Here is a 21,427-nt window from a genome sequence, read left to right as displayed (position 1 = left end):
CTTGACTTGAAAGATCACTCTGGCCAGGAAGGGTCATAGCGGGGGACGATCGGCCGAAGGAGGAGCCATGGCTCGTCGTCGCGTTCTTCCCGGTCTGATCGCCGCCGTCGCCCTGCTCATCGCCGCCACGCCCGCGCCCGCCTCCGAGGGCCGCGAAATGCGGATATTTACGGATATTTCGTACGCGGTCAAGGTCGGTCGCGGGCATCTCCTAGACCTCTACCTGCCGGGCCGCCGGGCCAAGACGCGGCGACCGCTTCTGATCGTGATGGGCGGTTCCGGCTGGTTCGGCGACGACGGCAAGGCGTACGCGCAGAGTCTCGCCCCCTTCTTCACCGCGGCCGGCTTCGTGGTCGCCGGCGTCTCCACCCGCTCGAGCCACCAGGCCCGCTTCCCCGCCCAGGTCCACGACGTCAAGGCCGCCATCCGCTGGCTGCGCCGGCACGCCCGCGACTTCGGCATCGACCCGCGCCGGGTGGCGGTGCTCGGCGACTCGTCGGGCGGCTGGACCGCCGCCATGGCCGGCCTCGCCCCCGCCGCGCTCGAGGGCCGGGTCGGCATCGGCGGCTACCCGAGCGACGTGCAGGCCGTCGTCGACCTCTACGGCCCGACCGATTTCGCCCAGATGGACTCGCACATGCTCCCGGGCGCCTGCGACGCGTTCAACCGCGACTTCGGCCTCACGACCTGCCACGCCGACCCGCGCTCCCCCGAGTCGTCGCTGCTCGGCTGCCCGATCCTCGACTGCCCCACGACCGTGCAGAAGGCCAATCCCATCACGTACGTGTCGAAGCACGCCCCGCCCTTCCTGATCGCGCACGGCGAGCGGGACGGCCTGGTTCCGGCGCACCAGAGCGAGCTGCTCTTCGACGCCCTGTCCGCGGCCGGCGGCCGGGCCACCCTCTACACGGTCCCCGGCGCGGGCCACGACAAGAGCATCGTCTCCGCGTCACACGCCGTGGCCACCGTCCGCCGCACGGCCGCCGGCCAGGAGGCCGCCCCCGAGACCGGCCGGCCCACGCTCGAGACCATCGACCGCTTCCTCCGGTCGGCGCTCCACCTCTGACCGGGCGCCGGGAACGGGCCCGTCCCGCAACGCGGTCGCGGCGGCCATGGCCGCGGCGAGCCCGGCCAGCACAAACTCCATCAAGTCCTCCCCCGTGGACACGACGAGGGTAGATCGCCATCGGTGATCGCGCTGCCCCGCACTGTCGCGATCCGCCTCTTCGTGCACCTGCACCGCACCGCGGCCGCGCACCCCGGCCGCACCTGGACCGATTTCGCCGCCGCCCCGCGCACCCGGCCGGCCGGCGACGTGACCCCGGCCCGGCAGTGGAGCGCCCTGGCCGACGCGCGGCAGGAGGTCACCGTGGCGGCGGCCCCGGGCCGCTGCCGGAATGGGCCGCGTGGGTGGTGCCGATCCTCTCGACCGGTCGCGTGGTGAGCGGCCTCGAACGCCCTCTGTCGCCGGCCGGCTGAAAGAATCTCCGCCGGCGGTGTCGGATCGGCGTCGCGGCGTTCGTAGCAGGGGTGAGAGGCCGCCCAGGAGGGCGTCCCGAGAAGCGGGAGATGATCTCAGATGCAGTACCTGGTTTCGGTGATCAACGACGAGTCGACCCTCGCCACCGACGAGGAGATGGCCGCCATCGACGTGTTCAACGACCGGATGCAGGCCGAGGGCCACTGGGTCTTCGCCGGCGGGCTCTCCGGGCCGAGCACGGCCACCGTCCTCGACAACCGGGACGACGCGGCGATCGTGACCGACGGGCCGTATCTGGAGTCCAAGGAGTTCATCGTCGGCTTCTGGATCTTCGAGGCGCCCGACCTCGACGTGGCGCTCAAGCTCGCCGCCGACGGGTCCAAGGCGTGCAACCGCAAGGTCGAGGTGCGGCCGTTCCTGTGAGCGACGTCGAGCAGGCGATCACCCGGGCCCACCGGCAGGAGTGGGCCCGGGTGGTCGCCGCCCTGGCCCGGCGGTTCGGCGACCTCGACGTCGCCGAGGAGGCGGCGGCCGAGGCGTTCGCGACGGCCGTCGAGCGGTGGCCGGCCGACGGCGTGCCGCCCAACCCCGGCGCCTGGCTGACCACCACCGCCAACCGCAAGGCCATCGACCGGATCCGGCGCGAGAGCAAGCGCGACGAGAAGCACAAGGAGGCTCGGATGGTGCACGACGACGACCCGCCCGAGCCCCTCGGCGCCATCGAGGACGAGCGGCTCCGGCTGATCTTCACCTGCTGTCACCCGGCGCTCGCCATGGAGACCCGGGTGGCGCTGACGCTGCGCATGGTCGGCGGCCTGACCGTCGCCGAGATCGCCAGCGCCTTCCTGGTCCGGGAGACGGCGATGGAGCAGCGCATCACGCGAGCCAAGGGCAAGATCAAGGCGGCGCGGATCCCGTACCGGGTGCCCGCCGAGGAGGATCTCCCGGCGCGCGTCGGGGGCGTGCTGGCCGTGCTGTTCCTGGTCTTCAACGAGGGCTACCTGTCGTCCGGCGCCGGCGCCGAGCCGATCCGGCACGAGCTGACCGGCGAGGCGATCCGGCTCACCCGCCTGATCCGCACCCTGCTGCCGGCCGACGGCGAGGTGGCCGGCCTGCTGGCGCTGATGCTGCTCACCGAGGCCCGCCGCACCGCCCGGGTCTCGGCGACCGGCGAGCTGGTCACCCTCGACCAGCAGGACCGCGGGGCCTGGGACGCGGCGCTGATCGCCGAGGGACACCGGCTGGTGCGCGAGCGCCTGGCCGCCGGGGCGGCGCCCGGCCGCTATCAGATCCTCGCCGCGATCAACGCCGTGCACACCTCCGCCCGCGACGTCCGCGACACCGACTGGTCACAGGTCGTCGCCCTCTACGACCAGCTCGTCCGCCTCGACCGGTCGCCGGTCGTCGCCCTGAACCGGGCGATCGCCGTGGCCGAGCTCGACGGGCCGGAGGTCGCGCTGGCCACCGTCGACCGGCTGGGCGACCGGCTGGATGGGTACCACCCCTTCCACGCGACCCGCGCCGACCTGCTGCGCCGGCTGGGCCGCAGCCGCGAGGCGCGGGACGCGTACGACCGGGCGATCGAGCTGGCCGGCAACGCCGCCGAGTCCGCCCACCTGACCCGCCGCCGCGACCAGCTGGCGCCCGCTACCGATGGCTGACCAGCGGCCCCGGCCGGAAGTCCACAAAGGCCGGTGCGTCGCCGAGACCGAGGCGCAGCGCGGCGTCCTGGAGGCCGCGCGTGGTGGCGGCCGCGTCCCAGCGTCCGGTGACGGCCCGGTGCTCGGCCGCCCGGACGGCGGCGACCAGCTCCGAGGTCGTGAACGCGCAGTGCCCGCGCCGGGCCACGAAGGCCTGCCGCAGCAACGGCCCGCGCGCCTGCTCGGCGTAGCGGTTCTCGAACTCCACGGGCGCCAGCTGGTCGTAGAGCGTGTGCAGGGTCAGCGTCGGCACGTCGAGCCGGCCGGTCAGCGTCGACGTGCGCCGTAGCGTGGCCAGCGCCGCCCGGTCCGCGCGGACCGAGGCGTGCCGGGTCAGCGAGGCCAGGTCGGCGCCCAGCGACAGGCCGGCGTCGCGGTACAGCGAGACCACGGTGGAGCGGTACGGCGATCGGGCCAGCAGCGCCGCGTAGTCCACGCCGGCGTTCCAGGAGGCGTTCCCGCCGGCGCTGAGCTCGATGTAGTAGCGGGACGGCATGATGAACGGCAGCGTGGCGACCAGCCAGTCGTACTGCGCCTGGGCGATCCCGGCCGCGTCGGACGGCGGCGTCGCCTGCCCCGCCGACCAGGTGGGCATGTTCAGCAGGGCGGTGCTGAGCGCGACCCGGGCCCGCCCGGCGGCGGAGGCGCGTGCCGCCGTGGCCGCCGCCGACAGCCGGCCGGCCGCCGCCGCGCCGTCGGCCGGGCTCGCGTAGCCGACCAGCCGCGCCGGCGCCCCGAGCAGCTCGGAGAGCGCGAACTCCCCGTCCAGCTGGTAGTTGTTCAGGTCGATCCCGCCGCCGAGCAGCCCGCACGTGGAGACGGCCGCGTCCAGCCGCCGCCCGGCCCGCTCGGCCTCCTGGGTGCTGACCAGGCCGCCCATCGAGGTGCCGAGCGCGATCGCGGTACGCGGCCGCCCCGCGACCCGGGTGACGGCGGCGAGCGTGGCGAACTGGTCCCGGGTCGCGCTCGCGAGGGCCCACAGCGACCCGTTCGGGTCGTAGGAGGAGCCGGCCAGCGCGTACCCGCGGTCGAGCAGGGCCTGCCGGGTCGCCTCGGACGGGGCGTCGGCGGCGGTGAGGGCGCCGAAGCCGTGGCTGTAGAGGATCAGGGTGCCGTGCCAGTCGCCGGGGACGTCGGCGATCCAGGTGGCGCCGTCGGCGAGGGTTCCGGTGTAGTGGGTGACGGCGGCGTCGGCGCGGGCCGGCGCTCCGATGCCGAGGGTGAGGACGAGCGGGACAGCGGCCAGAGCCGCCGCGCGACGGTGCATGACAACCTCCTGCGCAGGGTGGGGACGATCCCGTCCGGCACGAACAGCACGACCGCGATCAGCAGCAGCGCGTAGACGGCGTACGAGAGGACGGCCGGCGCGTAGCCGGGCATCCCGGGCCGGGTGCCGAGCGTGGTGAGCAGCTGGACGACGAGGGTGATGAGCGCGGCGCCGGCCAGGGCGCCGCCGATGCTGCCGAGCCCGCCGGCCACGGCCATCACCACGTACTCGATGGAGAGCAGCACCGGGAACGAGCCCGGCGCGAGATAGCCGAGATAGAACGCGTAGATGCCGCCGGCGAGGCCGGCGAAGGCGGCCGAGACGGCGAAGACCAGCAGCCGGTACGCGCCGACGGGCACCCCGCTGGCCTCGGCCGCCGTCTCCGCGCCGGCGAGCGCCCGCAGCCCCCGCCCGACCCGGGAGCGCACGAGGTTGCGGGCGACCAGCGAGACCAGCAGGACGCCGGCCGCCACCAGGACGAGGTAGTCGACGTCCCGGCCGAGCTCGAATCCGACGATCGACAGGTAGGGCACGCCCTGCAGGCCGATCGCGCCGCCGGCCCAGTCCCCGTCGCCGAGCACGGACAGCAGGATCAGCTGGAGCGCGAGCGTCGCGAACGCGAGCTGGTGCCCGCGCAGCCGCAGGATCGGGATGCCCACCACCACCGCGGCCAGCGCCGCCGCGACCGGCGCGAGGGCCAGCCCGGCGAGCGTCGGCACCCCGTGCAGGGCGAGCAGGCCCGCGGTGTAGGCCCCGATCGCGTAGAACGCGGCCTGCCCGAGGGAGACCTGGCCGGCCAGGCCCATCAGCAGCGACAGGCCGACGACGGCCATCGCCGCGAGGCCGAGCAGGATGAGGACGGTGAGGTTCATGCCGCCTCCACGACCTCGCGGCGGCCGGCCCGGACGATGAGCACGGCCAGCATCAGGATCAGGGCCACCTCGGTCGGGTACGACGTGCTGAGGTAGCCGGCGACCAGGGCCTGCGCCACGCCGAGCAGCAGCCCGCCGGCGAGCGTGAGCCCGGGCCGGGTGAGGTTGCCGAGGATCGCCGCCGCGAAGCCGCTCACCACCAGCGCCACGTCGCCGTCGAAGGAGACCTGCTGCACCGGCGTGATCAGCACGCCGGCCAGGCCGCCGAGGGCGCCGCCGACCGCGAACGCGAGCAGGCCCATCCGCACGACACCGATACCGGCCAGGCGGGCGGCGTACGGGTCGGCGGCGGTCGCGGTGAGCGCGCGGCCCAGATCGGTGCGGGCGAACAGCAGCGCCGTGCCGCCGAGCACCACCGCGGTCACCCCGGTGATGAGCAGGTAGTGCGCCTGGACCCGGCCGCCGAGGATGGTCACCGAGCCGGGCACGCCGCCGAAGCCGCGTGGCTGATCACCCCAGATCAGGATCTCGATGGCGTACGCGAGGACGCCGAGCCCGAGCGTGACGATCAGCGCCGACTGCGGTGTCGTCCCCGGCTTGCCGGTCGCGACGACGCCGGTGAGCAGCCCGGCCCCGGCGCCGAGCAGGACGGCCAGCCCCTCGGCGAGGCCGTGCGGGAGGCCGGCCGCGAGCAGCGTGGTGACGGTCAGCGCGGCGAGCACGGCGAAACTGCCCTGGGCGAAGTTGACGACTCGGGTCACGCGATAGATCACGACCAGGCCACTGCCGGTCAGCGCGTACGCGCACCCGATGCCCACCCCGGTGACCAGGTACTGCGCCAGCTCCCCCATCACGCCTCCAGGCCCAGGTAGGCGGCGGCCACCGCGGCGCTGCCGGCCAGCTCGGCGGACGGTCCCGCGGCCACCACCCGGCCCGCCTCGAGCACGTAGGCCCGGGCGCACAGGTCGAGCGCGAGCCGCGCGTTCTGCTCGATCAGCAGCACCGCGAGCCCGTCGGCGGCGTTGCGCTCGCGCAGATGCCCGGCCAGCGTCGCCACCACCTTCGGCGCGAGGCCCAGCGACATCTCGTCGATGACCAGCACGTCGGGCCGGGCCATCAGCGCCCGGCCGAGCGCGACCATCTGCTGCTCGCCGCCGGAGAGCCGCCCGGCCGGGCGCCGGCGCAGCGGCGTGAGCGACGGCAGCAGCGCGTAGATCGGGGCGGTGTCCCGGTCCCGGCGCCGCCACGCGCCGAGCCGCAGGTTGTCGTCGACGGTCAGCGGCGCGAACAACCGCCGCCCCTCGGGGACCACCGCGAGCCGCCCCCGCACCGAGACGTGGCCCGCCGCGGGCTTGCGCAGGCCCGCGATGGCGTCGACCAGAGTGGACTTGCCGGCGCCGTTCGGCCCGATCAGCGCGACCATCTCGCCGGCGCCGACGGTCAGGCCGACGCCGTCGAGGGCGGTGGCGGCGCCGTAGCGGACGGTCAGATCCCGTACCTCGATCATGCCGGGCCGCCCAGGTAGGCCGCGACGACCGCCGGATCGGCACGCACCTCGGCGAACGGGCCGGAGGCGATGACCCGGCCCAGGTCGAGGACGGTCACCCGGTCGGCGAGGCGGGCGACGAACGCGACGTCGTGCTCGACCAGCAGGATGGACAGCCCTTCGCCGCGCAGCCGCTCGATCAGGCCGGCCAGCGCCGACCGTTCCGGCCCGCGCAGCCCCGACGCCGGCTCGTCCAGCAACAGCAGCCGCGGCCGCCCGCACAGCGCCCGGGCCACCTGAAGCGCCCGCTGCTGCCCGAGCGGCAGCGCGCCGGCCGGCCGGGCGGCGAGGTCCGCGAGCCCGACCCGGTCCAGCGCCTCGCGCGCGAGGTCGCGGATCTCCCGCTCCTCGCGGCGGTGCCGGGGCAGCCGCAGCACGGCCGTGAGCGGCCCGGCCCGGGTGACCGCGTGCGCGCCGACCATCGCGTTCTCGGCGACGGTCATCCCGCGGAAGACCGGCGCGTCCTGGAACGCGATGGCGATGCCGCGCCGCGCCCGCCGGTGCGGGGGCAGCCGGTCGATCCGCTCCCCCGCGTAGGCGATCGTCCCGGCGCCCGCGACCAGCTGCCCGCCGATCAGCTTGAACAGGGTGGACTTGCCGGCGCCGTTCGGGCCGATGACGGCGTGCGTCTCGCCCGCGGCCACCGTCAGGTCGACGTCGCGCACCGCGTGCACGCCGCCGAACCGCCGGGTCGCCCCGCGCACGTCGAGCAGGGCGCTCACGTGGGCAGCTTTCCCTTGGCCCAGTCGGTCGCCTCGAACGTGCCGCCCTTCACCACGTTGATCGAGATGTAGTCGGCGGTCAGTCCCGCGTGGTCGGTCGCCGAGTACCGGTACGTGCCGTTCGGGGTGGTGAGCGTGACCCCCTCGAACGCCTGCCGGATCTTCGCCCGGTCGTCGCTGCCGGCCTTCCGCACGGCCTCGGCCAGCAGCTTCATTCCGGTGTAGCCGTCGGCCGCGAACTGCGGCGGCGGGTAGCCGTACTGCTGGGTGAAGGGCGTGGCGAGCTCGTCGATGGCGGTCTTCTGCGGGCCGGCCGGCAGCCCGGCGCCGACCACCGCGATCGAGCTGGCCACGAAGACGCCCTCGGCCGCCGGCCCGGTCGGCTTGAGCCACAGCGAGCTGGCCTGGGAGCCGGTGAACATCAGCGGCACACCGAGGCCGGCGCTCGCGTACTGCTTGGCGAGGGCGACGCCGGGTGGGCCGGTCGCCCACACGGTCAGCGCCTGGGCGCCGGAAGCCTTGACGTGGTTGAGCACGGCGCCGAACTCGGTGGTGGTGGTCTGGAACTCCTCGTCGGCGACCAGCGTGACGCCGTAGCGGCCGGCCTTGGCCCGCATCCCGGCGGTGCCGGCGTTGGCGTAGGAGCTGCGGCCGTCGTGGGCCACGGCGACCTTCGTGAAGCCCTGGTCCTGGTAGTACTGGAGGATCCGGTCGGCATAGGTGGCCGACGTCGCGGGGACCACGAAGACGTACGGATGAATGGGGTTGACCTGCTCGTCGGCGGGCGTGAGTGAGACGTACGGGATCTTCTCGCGGTCGACCTGGGGAATCGTGGCGAGCGCCGAGTTGGAGAACGGGGAGCCGATCACGGCGGTGACGCCGGCGCCCTTGAGGTCGTTGAAGGAGAGCACGGACTGCTCGGGCTGGCTCTTGTCGTCCCGCGTGATCAGCTCGATCTTGCGGTTGAGCAGGCCGCCGGCGGCGTTGATCTGCTGGACGGCGAGCTCGACGGCCTTCTTGTCCTCGGTGCCGAGCGGTGCGTAGTTGCCGGTCAGGGAGACGATCAGGCCGATCTTCAGGGTCTCGTCACGGTCGCCGCCGGATCCGCCGCACGCGGCGGGCAGGACCATCAGGCAGGCGGCCAGTACGGCCAGGGGACGTCGCATGAGTACCTCCGTGTACTCAGGAACGGGTGCCCCAAGTTAGGCGCGAATTTGACGCTGGTCAATAAACTGCACGACTTCGCCGCACATGCCGCCAACATCGCCGGTACTGTGCCGTCGTGGCACCATCACCACCCGGCTCGGCGATCATGCTGACGTTCCTCGGCGACCACGTGCTCGGCCGCGGCGTCTGCGTCTACTCCGGCAGCGTCATCGAGGTGCTCGGGCGGGCCGGCCTCTCCGAGGAGGCCACCCGCTCGACGCTGAGCCGGATGACCGGGCGCGGGCTGCTGCGGCGTCAGCGCCACGGGCGGCGCATGTACTTCGGGCTGACCGAGCGCTCGACCCGCATCCTGCGCGACGGCGCGGTGCGGCTGTGGGAGACCGGCGCCGTCAACACCGGCTGGGACGGCGCCTGGACCCTGCTCGCGTTCTCGCTGCCGGGCGAGCGTCAGCGGGAGCGGCACGACCTGCGCGCCCAGCTCGCGTGGGCCGGTTTCGGGCCGGTGCAGGGCGGCCTGTGGATCGCGCCCGGCGCGCCGGACGTCGGCCCGGTGCTGGCCGATCTCGGGCTGGGCGCGCACATCCGGGTCTTCCGGGCGACCGCCGACCCGTCCACCGACGTCACCGAGATGATCGCCGGGGCGTACGACCTGCCGGCGCTCGCCGCCCGCTACACCGATTTCCGGGCCCGCTGGCAGGCGTTCGCGCTGCCGCCGGCCGATCCGCTCGCCGCCAAGCTGGTCCTGGTGACCGACTGGCTGCAGATCATCCGGCGCGATCCCCGGCTGCCGGCGGCGCACCTGCCCGCGGACTGGCCCGCCGGCGCCGCGCAGGAGCTGTTCTACCGCCTGAACGCGGCGCTGTCGGCACCGGCCGCGGAGATCGCCGCCGGCCTGCTCGAAACGGTCCCGGCCACCGAGTAGGCCCCGGAAGCGGCTACCCCGCCCTGGACACGTCGAGCAAGATGGACCGCATGACTGCTGGTGACGCTCCCACCGTGCCCAACCCGCTGCAGCCCCTCGACGAGAGCTGGCAGCGCGGCCTCGCCATCGTGGCCCACCCCGACGACCTCGAGTTCGGCGCCGCCGCGGCGATCGCCCGCTGGACCGGCCAGGGCAAGGAGATCGTCTACGTGCTGCTCACCAGCGGCGAGGCCGGAATCGACGGCCTCGACCCGGCCGAGGCCGGCCCGCTCCGCGAGCAGGAGCAGCGCGCGTCGGCGGCGGTCGTCGGCGTCTCCGAGGTCGAGTTCCTGGGCCTGCCCGACGGCGTCCTCGAGTACGGCGTCCCGCTGCGCCGCGAGCTGAGCCGGGTGATCCGCACGCACCGGCCCGACGTCGTCATCACCGGCAACTTCCACGACAGCTGGGACGACGAAGGCAACGCCCTCAACATGTCCGACCACATCGTCACCGGCAAGGCCGTGCTCGACGCCGTCCGCGACGCCGCCAACCGCTGGGTATTCCGCGAGCAGATCGAGCAGGACGGCATCGAGAAGTGGGGCGGCGTCCGCGAGGTGTGGGCGGCCGGCTCGCCGCGCTCGAAGCACGCGGCCGACACGACCGACACGTTCGACCTGGGCGTCCGCTCGCTCGAGGCCCACGCGGCGTACCTGCGCGGCCTGGGCTCGGGCGACTTCGACCCGGAGGAGTTCCTCGAGGGCTTCTCCCGCCAGACCGGCGCCCGCCTCGGCACCAAGTACGCGGCGAGCTTCGAGGTCTTCCGGCTCGGCCTGTTCTGATCGGCCCGCTCACCGGGACGGGCCCGGGCGCTCCGAGAGGGCGCGTTCGTGCCGTCCGTAGCGCCCGCGCACCTCGCGCCGCACCTCCCGGACGCGCCGCACGTCGCGCTTCTGCGGATCGCCGGCGGCGACCGGTGACGGCGGCGCGGGCGGGTTCCACTCGACGCGCCAGCCGGGGCGCAGCACGGCCACGAGGTAGCCGGCGCTGCAGAACCACAGCGACGCGGTGAGGCCGGCGCCGGCCAGGATGGCGGCGCCGGCCAGCCCGCCGAACGGGATGCCGGACCAGGCCCAGGCCGTGATCAGCGTCTGCACCCGGCCGAGCAGCTCGGGTGGGATGCGTTCGTAGGTGAGCGTGCTGATGATCGGGTTGACCAGGCCCGAGCCGAGTCCGGCGACCGCGAAGACGATCAGGACGACGTCGGGCGGCAGGCCGGCGGCGAGCGCCACGATGCGGGAGACGCCGCTGATCACGAAGCCGATCAGGTAGGTGCTGCGGCGCGGCAGGCGGTGGCCGATCCAGGCGGCCAGCAGCGCGGTGCCGATCGACGCGGTCGCGAAGCCGCTGATCGCGAGGCCGACCAGGGCGGCGCCGTGGCCGGTGCCGCGGGCCCAGACCGGCAGCAGCACGGTCAGGAAGGCCTGGTCGGCGAAGTTGGTGACGACGATCATCGCGACGATGGCCCGCAGCGACATGTCGCCCCGCAGGAACTCCGCGCCGCGCCGCAGCCGGGTCAGGTAGGCGTCGCCGGTCGGCGTCCGATCGGCCGCCTCGGAGGCGACCGACGGCAAGATCACGGCGGCCACCAGCAGCGTCGCCACCGCCGACCACAGCGCGGCCGGCACGCCGTACGCGGCGATGAGCAGCCCGGCGAGGGCCGGCCCGGCCGCGGTGGCCGTCCGCTCGGCGGCCGTGGCGAGCCCGGCGCCGCGCTCGAGCGGCTGACCGGCCCGGGCCGTCGCCGCCGGCAGCAGCATGGCCTTGGCCGCGGTGGCCGGCCCGTCGGCCGCCCCGATGAGCGCGGCCACGCCCATGAGCAGCCACAGCGGCCGCTCACCGGGCAGCGCGAGGACCGCGATCGCGGCCGCCGAGGTGAGATCTCCGGCCGTGCTCACCCGCCGCGGCCGGACCCGGTCGAGGATCGGGCCGGTCAGCGCCTGGACCACGACGAACGGCAGGACCTGGCAGAACGCCACGAGCCCGGTCAGCGCCGGGCTGCCGGTCGCGGTCAGCACCAGCCAGGGCAGCGCGACCAGCAAGATCCGGTTGGCGGTGAGCGCGCCGGTCTGTGCGACCAGCAACCCATTGAGCGGTCGCCACGACACCAGCATCCCGGGCTGCTCCTATCGCCGCCGGTAAGGGTCCGAGTGGTGAAAGGCCGGGTACTGGCCGTCTATAGGGTCTACGGGTTTTGGGCAAGGTCGCGGCAGAGGAATTGGACAACTTGGCGACAGTCCTTCGCACCGTGATCAAGCCGATACGCTGCGTAGACATTTGGCCTCAAGATCGGGGCGAATTGACCTCCGTACGCATCGGCCCGCCCAGCCAGGCGGTCGCGTCGGTGAACGCGGCGACCAGATCGACATCGGTTCCGGCGTGGTCGGCGTAGATCCGGTGCACGTTGAGCACCACGCGCTCGGCGTCGGCCCAGCCCGCGAACTCCCCGAGATCGGCCCGCCGGGCGGCCTCGAGCGGCGGGAGGCCCCGCGCCAGGCCGTCCTCGCCGGCCGCCCGCACCAGGCGGTAGTAGCGGCGGTGCTCGTCGAAGGCCTTCCCGATGGCCGGACCGGTCAGCACCGGGCCGTGGCCGGGCACCACCACGGCCGGGTCGAGGGCGGCCAGCCAGTCGATCGCGGCCAGCGCGCCCGGCACCGAGCCCATGAACACCAGCGGGGTGAGCCCGGCGAAGACCAGGTCGCCGGAGAACAGCACGCGCTCGCCGGGCAACCAGGCGATCAGGTCGCCGGTGGTGTGCGCGGGACCGCCGGGGTGCATGATCTCGACCCGGCGGTCGCCGACGTGCACCGTCAGCCCCGCGGACGTCGTGACGTCGGGCAGGCGGCGGGTCACCGGGCCCCAGTCCGGCACGGGCTGCCAGAACGGCGGGCAGCCGTCGATGACCGGATCGACGCGCAGCCCCTCCCGCATCAGCGCATGCCCGATGATCACCGTCTGGGGCGGGAGCAGGCTGTTCCCGTACGTGTGATCGCCGTGCTGGTGTGTGTTGAGGGCAAGCCTGATCGGGACGTCACCGATCGCCTCGCGCGCGGCGGTCAGGAAACGCTCGGTGCGCCCGGCCGTCGCGCAGGTGTCGACGATCAGCGCGTCGTCGTCGCCGGCCACGACCCCGGCGTTGTTGAGCCACCAGGTGCCGTCGGGCCGCACCCAGGCGTGGATGCCGGGCCGGATCTCCTCGAGGGACGTCATGGCCCGAGGCTAGCGGCAACGGAAGGCTGCTCCCGGCGCACCCGGGCGGCAACGGGGCGCCCGTGTACTGATGCGATGCGGCAAACCCGGGGACTGACCGCCGATCCCGTTCTGCGTGTGCTGACGGCCGTCAGCCTGCTCCTCGTGCCCTGGTTCCTGTTCGGGCCGGGCGGCGAGGTCACCACCTGGGTCCTCCAGGCCGCCATCGACGTGGTCAACGTGGTGCTGGGCGTGCGCCTGTTCCGGTTGCGCGGCAACGTGCGGCACACCCGCCGTTTCTGGGGTGCGGTCACCGCCGCCATGGCCTGCAGCACGCTGGCCGACACGTACCAGACGATCGTGGTGATCGCCGGGCGCGCGACCGGGCAGACGAGCGTGGTGCAGTCCGGCCTGGTGGTGGCCGGCATGGTGGTCGTGGTCATCACCATGCTCTTCCACCCGCTCGGCGGCGCCGGGCGGCAGCGCCTGCGGATGTGGCTCGACGCCGCGACCGTGCTGACCGCGGTCGCCGTGTTCCTGTGGTACTTCCTGCTCGCCGGCCAGCTGCACGACGGCCGGGTCGCCGACCGGGCCGGCGCCGCGGCCACCGCGGGCGTGATGATGCTGGTGACGTTCGGCCTGATCAAGATGATCTTCAGCGCCGAGGCGCCCTTCCACCGCAGCGCCGGCATCGTCGGCGCGCTCGGCGTGACCGGCACCGCCGTCGCCGCCCCCGCCGCCGCCATGGTCACCGGCCACTCCGGCTCGGCCGTGATGTTCCTGGCCCAGCTGACCCCCTGCCTGCTCATCCCGATCAGCCTGCGCATGCAGGAGCTGCTCACCCGCCGCGACCTCGAGCGGCGGGTGACGGCCGCGCGTCAGGGTTTCTCCCGTCTGCCGTACGCGGCGGTGGCCGGCACCCAGATCCTGCTGGTGACCGCCCTCGCCGCCGTCGACCCCGACCTGCGCATCTGGGGTGTCGCGGTCGGCGTGCTGGTCAGCACCGGGCTCGTGCTGGTCCGCCAGCAGGCCGCGTTCCGCGACAACGAGCGCCTGGTGACCGAGCTGAGCGCGAGCCGCGAGTGGTTCAGCGCCCTGGTCCAGCAGGCGTCCGACCTCATCGTGGTGGTCGGCGCCGGCAACGTCGTGCAGTACGCGAGCCCGTCCGCCACCCGCGTGCTGGGCGTCTCGGCCGGCCTGTCCGCCGCCGACACCCTCGGCCCGCGCATCCACCCCGACGACCGGCCGATCTTCGGCGCCCTGAACGAGGGGCTCGCCGCGGACCGCACGGCCGAGACCGAGCTGCGGGTGGCCCGCGACGACGACACGTACCGCTGGCTGCACGTGGTCGGCACCGACCTGCGCGACAACCCGAACGTGCGGGGCGTCGTCTGGAACGCCCGCGACATCACCGACGCCCGCGAGCTGCAGGACGAGCTGCGGCACCAGGCCACGCACGACGTGCTGACCGGGCTCGCCAACCGGGTCCTGCTCCAGCAGAAGGTGCGCGAGGCCGCCCCCGAGCTGCCGATCAGCATGCTGCTCATCGACCTCGACGGCTTCAAGCAGGTCAACGACGGCCACGGCCACCACGCCGGCGACGAGGTGCTGATCACCGTGGCCCGCCGGGTCACGGCCCTGTTGGGCCGGGCCGGGACGATCGCCCGCCTGGGCGGCGACGAGTTCGCGGTGCTGCTGCCCGGCGCCGACCCGGCCCGCGCGGCGATGCTGGCGGAGCTGATCGCGGCCTCGATCGCCGAGCCGATCCCGGTCTTCGGCGCGGTCGTCACGGTGGGCGCGAGCGTGGGGGTGGCGGCCGGCACGCCCGCCGACGCGGACCGCCTGCTGCGCGACGCCGACGAGGCGATGTACCGAGCGAAGCAGTCCCGGCGGGCGGGGTCGCGTTAGGTTCTGTCTCTTGGATCAAGGGTTTGCCGTAGCGGGTGGCCGGTCGGGCCGGCTTTGGGATTGTCGTGGTGATGTGGTTTGTCCCGCAACGGCCGACGGTGGAGCTGTGAGGGTACGGCCGATCGCCGGTTGACGAGTTCGGACGCTTACACGCCCGGCCCGGGTGTGGCCACCGCACCTGGTTGCCGCGCCGCCGTTGGCCCACCCTCAACTGGGTGGGGACATCGTAAGCGCCGGCTACGACAACTTTCGCGGCTCATCCACAGGGCCTGCCAGCTGCCCGAATTTCGCAGGCGATCCACGGCACCGGCAGCGTCTCACTCCCCGGCCCGTCCCCTGGCCGGGTCGAGCCTGGCCACCCGACCCGACCCGGGCCCTTAGCCGCCCCGAGCCTGGCCACCCGACCCGACCCGGCCTTGGCCGCCCCTAGCCTGGCCGCCCGCCCCGACCCGGCCCTTAGCCGCTTCTGGCCGCCGCGCCCGCCGGGCCAACCGCCCGGCGCCGGGCGACTCGCCTCGGGCCGCTGCGGATCACCTCGGGCCGCTGCGGATCACCTCGGGCCGCTGCGGATCACCTCGGGCCCACCCTCAACTGGGTGGGGCACATCGTAAGCGCCGCCTACGACATTTCCCGCGGCTCATCCACAGGCCCGCCCAGGCCGAACACCCTGAGGAACCCCGTCAGCACCAGCAACCCCATCAGGCAAGCGACCACGAGCAGCCCGCCGAGCACTCCACTGACCATCGGCACGTCAATGCCACAGGCCCACGTGTCGTGGGTGGGGTTCGGGCACGGCGGCTCCATCGCGCCCACCGCCACACCCGCCACCGGGCAGAACACCGCAAACGCCAGCGCGCCCAGATAAAACCGCCACCCGATCCGACGGCCCATCACCCGCAGCGCGATCCAAACCAGCAGCACCAGGCCGGGCGCCGCCACGGCGAACGGGAACTCGGCGATCGGCACTACGGGCGGCGGAGCAGCGCGAGGCGGCCCAGGTCGATCTCCATGGCGCGGACCAGCTCGAAACCGGCGCCGGCGGCCTCGGCGACCAGGGCGGTCAGCGGGAGCGCGTAGGTCAGGCCCTGGGCGTGCGCGACCATGCGCGCCAGCGTGAACGGCGCCCGGTCCTCGCCGGGGGCCGGCTCGGCGTACAGCTGCTGCACCACCAGGAGGCCGCCCGGTCGCAGGCTGCGCCGGATCATCGCCAGCGTGGCGGGCCGGGTGTCGGTGGGGAAGAACGGCTGCGCCCAGAAGCAGGCGTCGAACGCGCCGGGCTCGTCGAAGTCGCGGGCGTCCATCACCCGGATGTCGACGCGGCCGGCCACGCCCAGCTCTCGCGCCCGGTCGGCGGCGACCGCGGCCACGGCGGGGATCAGCTCCAGGGTGGTCGCTCGCATGCGGGGCATCAGGCGGGCCGCGTTGAGGACGTAGCCGCCGACGCCGCTGCCGACGTCGAGCATGCGGCCCTCGGCGACGGCCTCGCGCACCTCGGGCACGGCCTCGTGGATGGCGGTCACCACGCGGCGGGCCGCCTCGCTCGGGTTCAGCGCGACCGAACGGCCGACCACCAGGCTGTCGCCGGCCGGCTGCGGGGCTGCTCCCGTGCGTACGACCTCGGACACCTGCCGTGCGAACAACGAAGCGCGAGAGATCTTCGCCGCCAGGTCCTGCACCGCCGCGGGCGAGAGGTCCGCCGCCAGGCGCGGCTCGAGCTGGAACTTGTCGCCGTCGCGCACCACGATGCCGTGCGCCTCGAACGCCGCCAGGACGTCGTCGGCGGGATGACCGGCGAACGCCGCGGTCTCGGTCACCGTGCGCGGCTCGGCCAGGAACGTCAGATAACCCCGCTCGAGCGCGGCCTCGAGCAGCGCCAGCGCCGCGGCGCCGCCTTCCCAGTCGGCCAGCGACTCCGAGACATTCATCGCTGCATCGTGCCATGCGATGTGGTGCTCCCTAACGGGAGATCAATTCGGCGCCGTACGCTCCGGCCAGGCCCCGGCTGACGACCAGATCGAGGGCCGCCGCCGCCTCCTGCGGGTCGCGCGGGACGCGCACCACCGCACCGCGCGCGGTGGCCAGGACCAGTCGTTCGGCCGCGACGAGCGGGACGTCAAGCGGGCCGGCGAAGACGACGCGCGGATGGACCGAGGTGGCGACGCGAGCGCAGGCCAGCAGAGGATCACGGCCGTCCTCGACCGGCCGGGGTGCGACGGTGAGGACCAGCGCGTCCATCCCGGCCGCGGCCCGGGCCACCGCCTCCCGGTCGCCGCCGCGCAGCACCAGCGCCCGGGTGCAGACGGCGCTGACCTCGGCGACACGATCGGGCGTGGTCGTCGTGCCGGTGACGTGGTGCCCGGCCGCCGACCAGCGTCGCGCCAGTTCGGTACCGACTTTCCCGCAACCGACGATCAGGAACCGCATGCGCACCTCGCGTTTTTGCGCACGCTACATGATGTTGGTCGGATCGGGAACGACGCTTAGACCGGAGCGCGCGACGATCTCCTGAAGCGCGGCGATGTGGTCGGCGAAGGCCCGCCGCCCGCCCTCGCTGAGCCGCGCGGTGGTGCGCGCCCGCTTGCCGATGAAGCTCTTGCGGATCTCCACGTAGCCGGCCTCTTCGAGGGTGGTGAGCTGTTTGGACAGCGCCGAGTCGGAGAGGCCCACGGTGTCGCGCAGGTACTTGAAGTCGGCCCACTCGGTGGCCGCCAGCAGGCTCACGATCGACAGCCGGGTCGGCGCGTGGATGAGCTCGTCGAAGCGCGGCCCGGTCATCGGTCACCGCCGAGCGGGCGCGACAGCATGACCCGGCGCAGGTAGGACATCAGCACCGGCCCGCCGAACGCCATGCCGGCCGCCACCGGCGCACAGGCGATGGTGGCGGGCCAGGGCGTGCCCGCGGCGTCGAGCGCCAGACCGAGCCCGACCCCGATGCCCACCAGCACGGTCGTGAACACCACGATGCTCAGGGCGCCGTGCAACCCGAGCAGCTGCGGGCGCACCTGCACCCGGACATGACGAACCAGGAGCAAGATCAAGCTCGACAGCCCGATCGCGTACGCCGCGGAGCCCGCCCCGACCAGGACGGCGCGCCGGCTCTCGATCGACGCCACGAACAGCAGCATGAGCGCGCCGATCGAGCCCCAGAACCAGCCCGGCACAAGGTTGGTGTCGACAACCTGCTCGCGCCGCGCACGAACCTCGGCCAGCGCAAGTTCGGCGTCGACGAGCGGAATCAGCGGGTCGCTCATGACTTCCCCCTCAGGCATGTACTTTCCTAGTTGGAAAGTGTAGGCCCATCAGGAAAGCCCAGGCAAGCCCCGTCGCCAATCAGTCCCTACTCAGTCCCTACTCAGTCCCCACCCCGTTACTGGGTGGGGGACAACATAGGCCCGCCCTACGACATTTTCGGCCGGCTATCCACAGCCGGGCCGCCCAGGAACGGGGCTGTCCACAACACGCCGCTGACGCATCATGGCTCGATGCGGACGCGTCTGATCTTTGTTCGGCACGGCGAATCGGTGCACGGCGTCGAAGACCTCGTCGGGGGTGCGGAAGGCTGCCGCGGCCTGACCGAGCGCGGCCACGACCAGGCACGCCGCCTGGCCGGCCGTCTCGCCGACGAACTCGAGAACCCCGCGGCCGTCTACTCCTCGACGAGGCGCCGGGCGGTCGAGACGGCCCGGCCGATCGCGGCGGCCTTCGGGGTCGAGACGGTCGAGGACTGTGGTCTCTGCACGTGGCACACGCCGGCCTACGCCGATGGCATGCCCAAGAACGAGTTCCTGGACCGGCACGCGGTCGAGGGCGGCGGTGTCTTCCGGCCGTTCCAGGACGGGAACGAGACCTGGGCCGAGCTCGTCGCCCGCAGTGGGCGCTCGATCATGGACATCGCGCATCGGCATCGGGGCTCCACCGTCGTGCTGGTCGGGCACAGCGAGACCGTCGATGCCTCGTTCCACGCGCTCGGCGGGCAGCCCCTCTACCGCGCCTTCGATCTGGTGGTGGCGCCGGCCTCGGTCACCGAATGGACTACCGCCGACGACCCGACCGCGATGCCCCCGGCCCGCTGGACCCTGCACCGATTCAGCGACACGACCCGATGAGAGGCGACACGACCCGATGAGAGGCGACACGGCCCGATGAGAGGCGACACGGCCGATGAGAGGCGACACGGCCGGTGAGAAGCGACACGACCGCTGAGACGAGCGTCCCTCCGCCGAACACGGCGCAACCCGCGCCGTAGTAGCGGGCATGAGACGTGCCCTCCGCAACCTGAACCGATCCGCCTGGCGAGCCCTCACCGCGATCGGCGCGGCCAGCTTCGACCTCTGGCCGCCGACCCCGGAGGAGACCGTGCGCGCCCGCTTCGACGACATCGTCCGGCGGGAGTGGGGGCCGGAGGCTACCGCCGGTCGTCCATGACCGGCTTGGTGATGGGCTCCTTGCTGGGCTTGTCGGTCTTCAGGAAGACCAGCACGAACACCACGGCCACCACGGCGAGCGGAATACCGGCGAAGAGCAGCACGCCCTCAACATCGTTCACCCGAGCAACGGTACGCCGGACGGGTACGCCGGCTGACGGGGCACGAGCGGAACGCGTGCCGGCAGCGCGCCGACCTCGGGGGACGGCGCCAGCGGGTGGGTCGCCGGTCGGATCGTGCCGTCGACGAAGATCGCGTACCAGAGGCAGAACATCGCCACGGTCCACACCTTGCGCGAGTTGTCGGCGCCCCCGGCGCGGTGCTCGGCCAGCAGGCGCTGGGCGTAGTCGAGGTCGAGCAGACCCCGCGCCCCCGAGCCCGCCATCAGGCCGGCCACCCAGTCGCCGATCCCGCCCTTGAGCCAGAGCCGGGTCGGCGTCGGGAAGCCCAGCTTGCGGTTCGACCGCACGGACTCGGGCACGATGCCCCGCATCGCCTCGCGCAGCGCGTGCTTGGTCGCCCGGCTGTGCGACGGCAGCTTGAGCTCGGTCGGCAGGCCGGCCGCCGCCGCGTAGACCACCGGGTCGAGGAACGGCGTGCGCAGCTCCAGCGAGTGCGCCATCGACATCCGGTCCGATTTGACCAAGATGTCCCCGGGCAACCACGTGTGCAGGTCGACGTACTGCATCGAGGCGACGTCATCGACATCGGCCGTCTCCGCGTACAGGTGCGAGGTGATCGCGGTGTGCGGGTCGGCGGTGAAGCGCATCAGCTCCGCCTTCTCGGCCGGCGAGAAGATGCGCGCGTTGCCGTAGTAGCGCTCCTCGATCGGGGTGGTGCCGCGCTCGAGGAAGCTGCGCCCGCGCATCCCCTCGGGCATCGCGTGCGCCACGCCGCGCAGGCCGCGCTTGAGCCCGGGGGTGAGCCGGTCGATGCGGGCCAGCGACATCGGCTCGCGGTAGATCGTGTAGCCGCCGAACAGCTCGTCCGAGCCCTCGCCCGACAGCGCCACGGTCACGTACCGGGAGGCCGTCTGGGCCAGGAAGTACAGCGGGATGAGCGACGGGTCGGCCAGCGGGTCGTCGAGCAGCTGGACGATCCGGGGCAGCTCGCGGATCACGTCGTCCTCGGTGACCACGGTGGGCGTGCAGCGTACGCCCAGTTGCTCGGCCGTGTTCTGCGCGATCTCGACCTCGGAGTAGCCGTCCTGCGCGAAGCCGGCGGTGAAGACGTGCAGGTCGGGCTTGACCTCGCGGGCCAGCGCGACGATCGACGACGAGTCGACGCCGCTGGACAGGAACGCGCCCACCGGGACGTCGGCGTGCATGTGCTTGCGCACGCTGTCGCGCAGGGCGTCCCGGATCGCGGCGTGCGCGTGCTCCGGCCGCATGCTCAGCGGGCGCAGCTGCGGGCGGAAGTACCGCTCGAGGCGCAGGCCGCCGCCGGGCGTCCAGGTCAGCCGGTGCCCGGGCGGGAGCCGCCGGACCTCGCGGTGCAGGGTCATCGGGTCGGGCACGTACTGGAACGTCAGGTAGTGCGCGAGGGCGTCGTGGTCGAGCGTGGCGCGGGAGGAGCCGCTGTACGGCAGCAGGGCCTTGCGCTCGCTGGCCAGGAACAGCCCGTCGACGGTCTCCAGGATGTAGAGCGGCTTGATCCCGAACGGGTCCCGCGCGGCGTGCACGGTGCCGGTCCAGCGGTCGTACGCGACGAAGGCGAACATGCCCCGCAGCCGCGGCAGCGCGCCCGGCCCCCAGTAGTGGAACGCCGCCGCCAGGACCTCGCTGTCGCCCTCGGTCGCGAACGTCGCGCCGTGGTCGCGGACCAGCTCCTCGCGGAGCTCCCGGTAGTTGTAGATCTCGCCGTTGAACACCAGCGTCCAGCGGTCGTTATAGGTCATGGGTTGGGCCGCGTGCTCACGGTCGACGATCGCCAGGCGCTTGAAGCCGAACGCCGCGCCATCGACGAACTCCACCCGGGTGTCGTCCGGCCCGCGGTGGTGCAGCGTCTCCAGCGCGGCGGCGAAGGCGGCGCTGGTCGCCGGGTCCGGCGCACCGGCGACCGGGCGGCTGCTGACGAACACGGTCAGCCCACACATGGCATCCCCCTGAAAAGTAGGTCGCCGGAAAGTTAAGGAGCCACCTGTGAAGAACTTGTGCGGAAGACGCCGAGATCCGTACGGCCGCGGGAATCCGAT

The 21,427-nt window shown here is 73.4% G+C and carries 23 protein-coding genes; 9 read left to right on the top strand and 14 right to left on the bottom strand.

Annotated features, from left to right (window positions below):
- Positions 1-67 precede the first annotated feature (67 nt).
- From ACZ6TB_RS09385 to ACZ6TB_RS09370, 4 genes are all read left to right on the top strand, one after another.
- The gene (locus tag ACZ6TB_RS09385; RefSeq protein WP_465552396.1) at positions 68-1,066 is read left to right on the top strand and encodes an alpha/beta hydrolase fold domain-containing protein; all 999 of its coding nucleotides are present in this window, start codon (positions 68-70) and stop codon (positions 1,064-1,066) included.
- 123 nt (positions 1,067-1,189) lie between these two features.
- Positions 1,190-1,444, top strand: a complete 255-nt coding sequence (locus ACZ6TB_RS09380) for a hypothetical protein (protein ID WP_465552394.1) — start codon at positions 1,190-1,192, stop codon at positions 1,442-1,444.
- A 135-nt stretch (positions 1,445-1,579) separates the two neighbouring features.
- Entirely contained in the window at positions 1,580-1,903 is a 324-nt protein-coding gene (locus ACZ6TB_RS09375; RefSeq protein WP_465552392.1) for a YciI family protein, read from the top strand.
- Positions 1,900-3,141 (top strand): RNA polymerase sigma factor, encoded by a 1,242-nt coding sequence (locus ACZ6TB_RS09370; protein ID WP_465552390.1) that lies wholly within the window; start codon positions 1,900-1,902, stop codon positions 3,139-3,141. The genes ACZ6TB_RS09375 and ACZ6TB_RS09370 overlap by 4 nt, the downstream gene beginning before the upstream one ends.
- A 1,143-nt stretch (positions 3,142-4,284) precedes the next feature.
- Here the strand turns inward: ACZ6TB_RS09370 and ACZ6TB_RS09365 are convergent.
- The 5 genes from ACZ6TB_RS09365 to ACZ6TB_RS09345 are packed head-to-tail and all read right to left on the bottom strand — an operon-like array spanning position 4,285 to position 8,753.
- A complete protein-coding gene (locus tag ACZ6TB_RS09365) occupies positions 4,285-5,319 on the bottom strand; it encodes a branched-chain amino acid ABC transporter permease (RefSeq protein WP_465552388.1) in 1,035 nt (344 codons plus the stop codon).
- Entirely contained in the window at positions 5,316-6,170 is an 855-nt protein-coding gene (locus tag ACZ6TB_RS09360; RefSeq protein ID WP_465552386.1) for a branched-chain amino acid ABC transporter permease, read from the bottom strand. The genes ACZ6TB_RS09365 and ACZ6TB_RS09360 overlap by 4 nt, the downstream gene beginning before the upstream one ends.
- A complete protein-coding gene (locus ACZ6TB_RS09355; RefSeq protein WP_465552384.1) occupies positions 6,170-6,826 on the bottom strand; it encodes an ABC transporter ATP-binding protein in 657 nt (218 codons plus the stop codon). The genes ACZ6TB_RS09360 and ACZ6TB_RS09355 overlap by 1 nt, the downstream gene beginning before the upstream one ends.
- On the bottom strand, positions 6,823-7,587 hold the full coding sequence (locus tag ACZ6TB_RS09350) for an ABC transporter ATP-binding protein (RefSeq protein WP_465552382.1): 765 nt from the start codon (positions 7,585-7,587) through the stop codon (positions 6,823-6,825). Before ACZ6TB_RS09350 ends, ACZ6TB_RS09355 begins: the two co-directional genes overlap by 4 nt.
- The gene (locus ACZ6TB_RS09345; RefSeq protein WP_465552380.1) at positions 7,584-8,753 is read right to left on the bottom strand and encodes an ABC transporter substrate-binding protein; all 1,170 of its coding nucleotides are present in this window, start codon (positions 8,751-8,753) and stop codon (positions 7,584-7,586) included. Before ACZ6TB_RS09345 ends, ACZ6TB_RS09350 begins: the two co-directional genes overlap by 4 nt.
- 116 nt (positions 8,754-8,869) lie before the next feature.
- Here ACZ6TB_RS09345 and ACZ6TB_RS09340 point away from each other — a divergent pair, with 116 nt between their 5' ends.
- Both ACZ6TB_RS09340 and ACZ6TB_RS09335 read left to right on the top strand, forming a co-directional pair.
- Positions 8,870-9,676, top strand: a complete 807-nt coding sequence (locus ACZ6TB_RS09340; RefSeq protein WP_465552378.1) for a PaaX family transcriptional regulator — start codon at positions 8,870-8,872, stop codon at positions 9,674-9,676.
- A 50-nt stretch (positions 9,677-9,726) separates the two neighbouring features.
- Positions 9,727-10,494 (top strand): PIG-L deacetylase family protein, encoded by a 768-nt coding sequence (locus tag ACZ6TB_RS09335; protein ID WP_465552376.1) that lies wholly within the window; start codon positions 9,727-9,729, stop codon positions 10,492-10,494.
- A 9-nt stretch (positions 10,495-10,503) separates the two neighbouring features.
- Here the strand turns inward: ACZ6TB_RS09335 and ACZ6TB_RS09330 are convergent, their stop codons facing one another.
- On the bottom strand, positions 10,504-11,826 hold the full coding sequence (locus tag ACZ6TB_RS09330) for an MFS transporter (RefSeq protein ID WP_465552374.1): 1,323 nt from the start codon (positions 11,824-11,826) through the stop codon (positions 10,504-10,506).
- A 169-nt stretch (positions 11,827-11,995) separates the two neighbouring features.
- Positions 11,996-12,922, bottom strand: coding sequence for an MBL fold metallo-hydrolase (locus tag ACZ6TB_RS09325; RefSeq protein ID WP_465552372.1), 927 nt, complete (start codon positions 12,920-12,922; stop codon positions 11,996-11,998).
- 75 nt (positions 12,923-12,997) lie between these two features.
- Here ACZ6TB_RS09325 and ACZ6TB_RS09320 point away from each other — a divergent pair, with 75 nt between their 5' ends.
- Positions 12,998-14,809, top strand: coding sequence for a diguanylate cyclase domain-containing protein (locus ACZ6TB_RS09320; RefSeq protein WP_465552370.1), 1,812 nt, complete (start codon positions 12,998-13,000; stop codon positions 14,807-14,809).
- Between the two features lie 618 nt (positions 14,810-15,427).
- On the opposite strand, the gene ACZ6TB_RS09315 is transcribed toward ACZ6TB_RS09320, so the two are convergent.
- The 5 genes from ACZ6TB_RS09315 to ACZ6TB_RS09295 are packed head-to-tail and all read right to left on the bottom strand — an operon-like array spanning position 15,428 to position 18,060.
- Positions 15,428-15,775 carry a hypothetical protein gene (locus ACZ6TB_RS09315; RefSeq protein WP_465552368.1) on the bottom strand — a complete coding sequence of 116 codons (348 nt, stop codon included), beginning with the start codon at positions 15,773-15,775 and terminating at the stop codon, positions 15,428-15,430.
- Positions 15,775-16,734, bottom strand: a complete 960-nt coding sequence (locus tag ACZ6TB_RS09310) for an SAM-dependent methyltransferase (RefSeq protein ID WP_465552366.1) — start codon at positions 16,732-16,734, stop codon at positions 15,775-15,777. The genes ACZ6TB_RS09315 and ACZ6TB_RS09310 overlap by 1 nt, the downstream gene beginning before the upstream one ends.
- 31 nt (positions 16,735-16,765) lie before the next feature.
- The gene (locus ACZ6TB_RS09305; protein ID WP_465552364.1) at positions 16,766-17,233 is read right to left on the bottom strand and encodes an NAD(P)-binding domain-containing protein; all 468 of its coding nucleotides are present in this window, start codon (positions 17,231-17,233) and stop codon (positions 16,766-16,768) included.
- A gap of 24 nt (positions 17,234-17,257) precedes the next feature.
- Positions 17,258-17,584: a winged helix-turn-helix domain-containing protein gene (locus tag ACZ6TB_RS09300; protein ID WP_465552362.1), complete on the bottom strand. Its 327-nt coding sequence runs from the start codon at positions 17,582-17,584 to the stop codon at positions 17,258-17,260.
- A complete protein-coding gene (locus ACZ6TB_RS09295) occupies positions 17,581-18,060 on the bottom strand; it encodes a hypothetical protein (RefSeq protein WP_465552360.1) in 480 nt (159 codons plus the stop codon). Before ACZ6TB_RS09295 ends, ACZ6TB_RS09300 begins: the two co-directional genes overlap by 4 nt.
- A 231-nt stretch (positions 18,061-18,291) precedes the next feature.
- Between ACZ6TB_RS09295 and ACZ6TB_RS09290 the strand changes: the two genes are divergently transcribed.
- Together ACZ6TB_RS09290 and ACZ6TB_RS09285 are read left to right on the top strand one after the other, a co-directional pair.
- Positions 18,292-18,915 (top strand): histidine phosphatase family protein, encoded by a 624-nt coding sequence (locus ACZ6TB_RS09290; RefSeq protein WP_465552358.1) that lies wholly within the window; start codon positions 18,292-18,294, stop codon positions 18,913-18,915.
- 148 nt (positions 18,916-19,063) lie between these two features.
- Positions 19,064-19,234, top strand: coding sequence for a hypothetical protein (locus tag ACZ6TB_RS09285; RefSeq protein WP_465552356.1), 171 nt, complete (start codon positions 19,064-19,066; stop codon positions 19,232-19,234).
- Here the strand turns inward: ACZ6TB_RS09285 and ACZ6TB_RS09280 are convergent.
- The gene (locus ACZ6TB_RS09280; protein WP_465552354.1) at positions 19,215-19,355 is read right to left on the bottom strand and encodes a hypothetical protein; all 141 of its coding nucleotides are present in this window, start codon (positions 19,353-19,355) and stop codon (positions 19,215-19,217) included. The two genes, ACZ6TB_RS09285 and ACZ6TB_RS09280, sit on opposite strands and share 20 nt — an antisense overlap.
- Positions 19,352-21,328 carry an asparagine synthase (glutamine-hydrolyzing) gene (asnB, locus tag ACZ6TB_RS09275; RefSeq protein WP_465552352.1) on the bottom strand — a complete coding sequence of 659 codons (1,977 nt, stop codon included), beginning with the start codon at positions 21,326-21,328 and terminating at the stop codon, positions 19,352-19,354. Before asnB ends, ACZ6TB_RS09280 begins: the two co-directional genes overlap by 4 nt.
- Positions 21,329-21,427: the final 99 nt, after the last annotated feature.

This window comes from Actinoplanes sp. NPDC051537 (genome assembly GCF_055586105.1).
The sequence above is the reverse complement of the archived record's forward strand: the minus strand, read 5'-3'. Positions and strand labels throughout refer to the sequence as shown.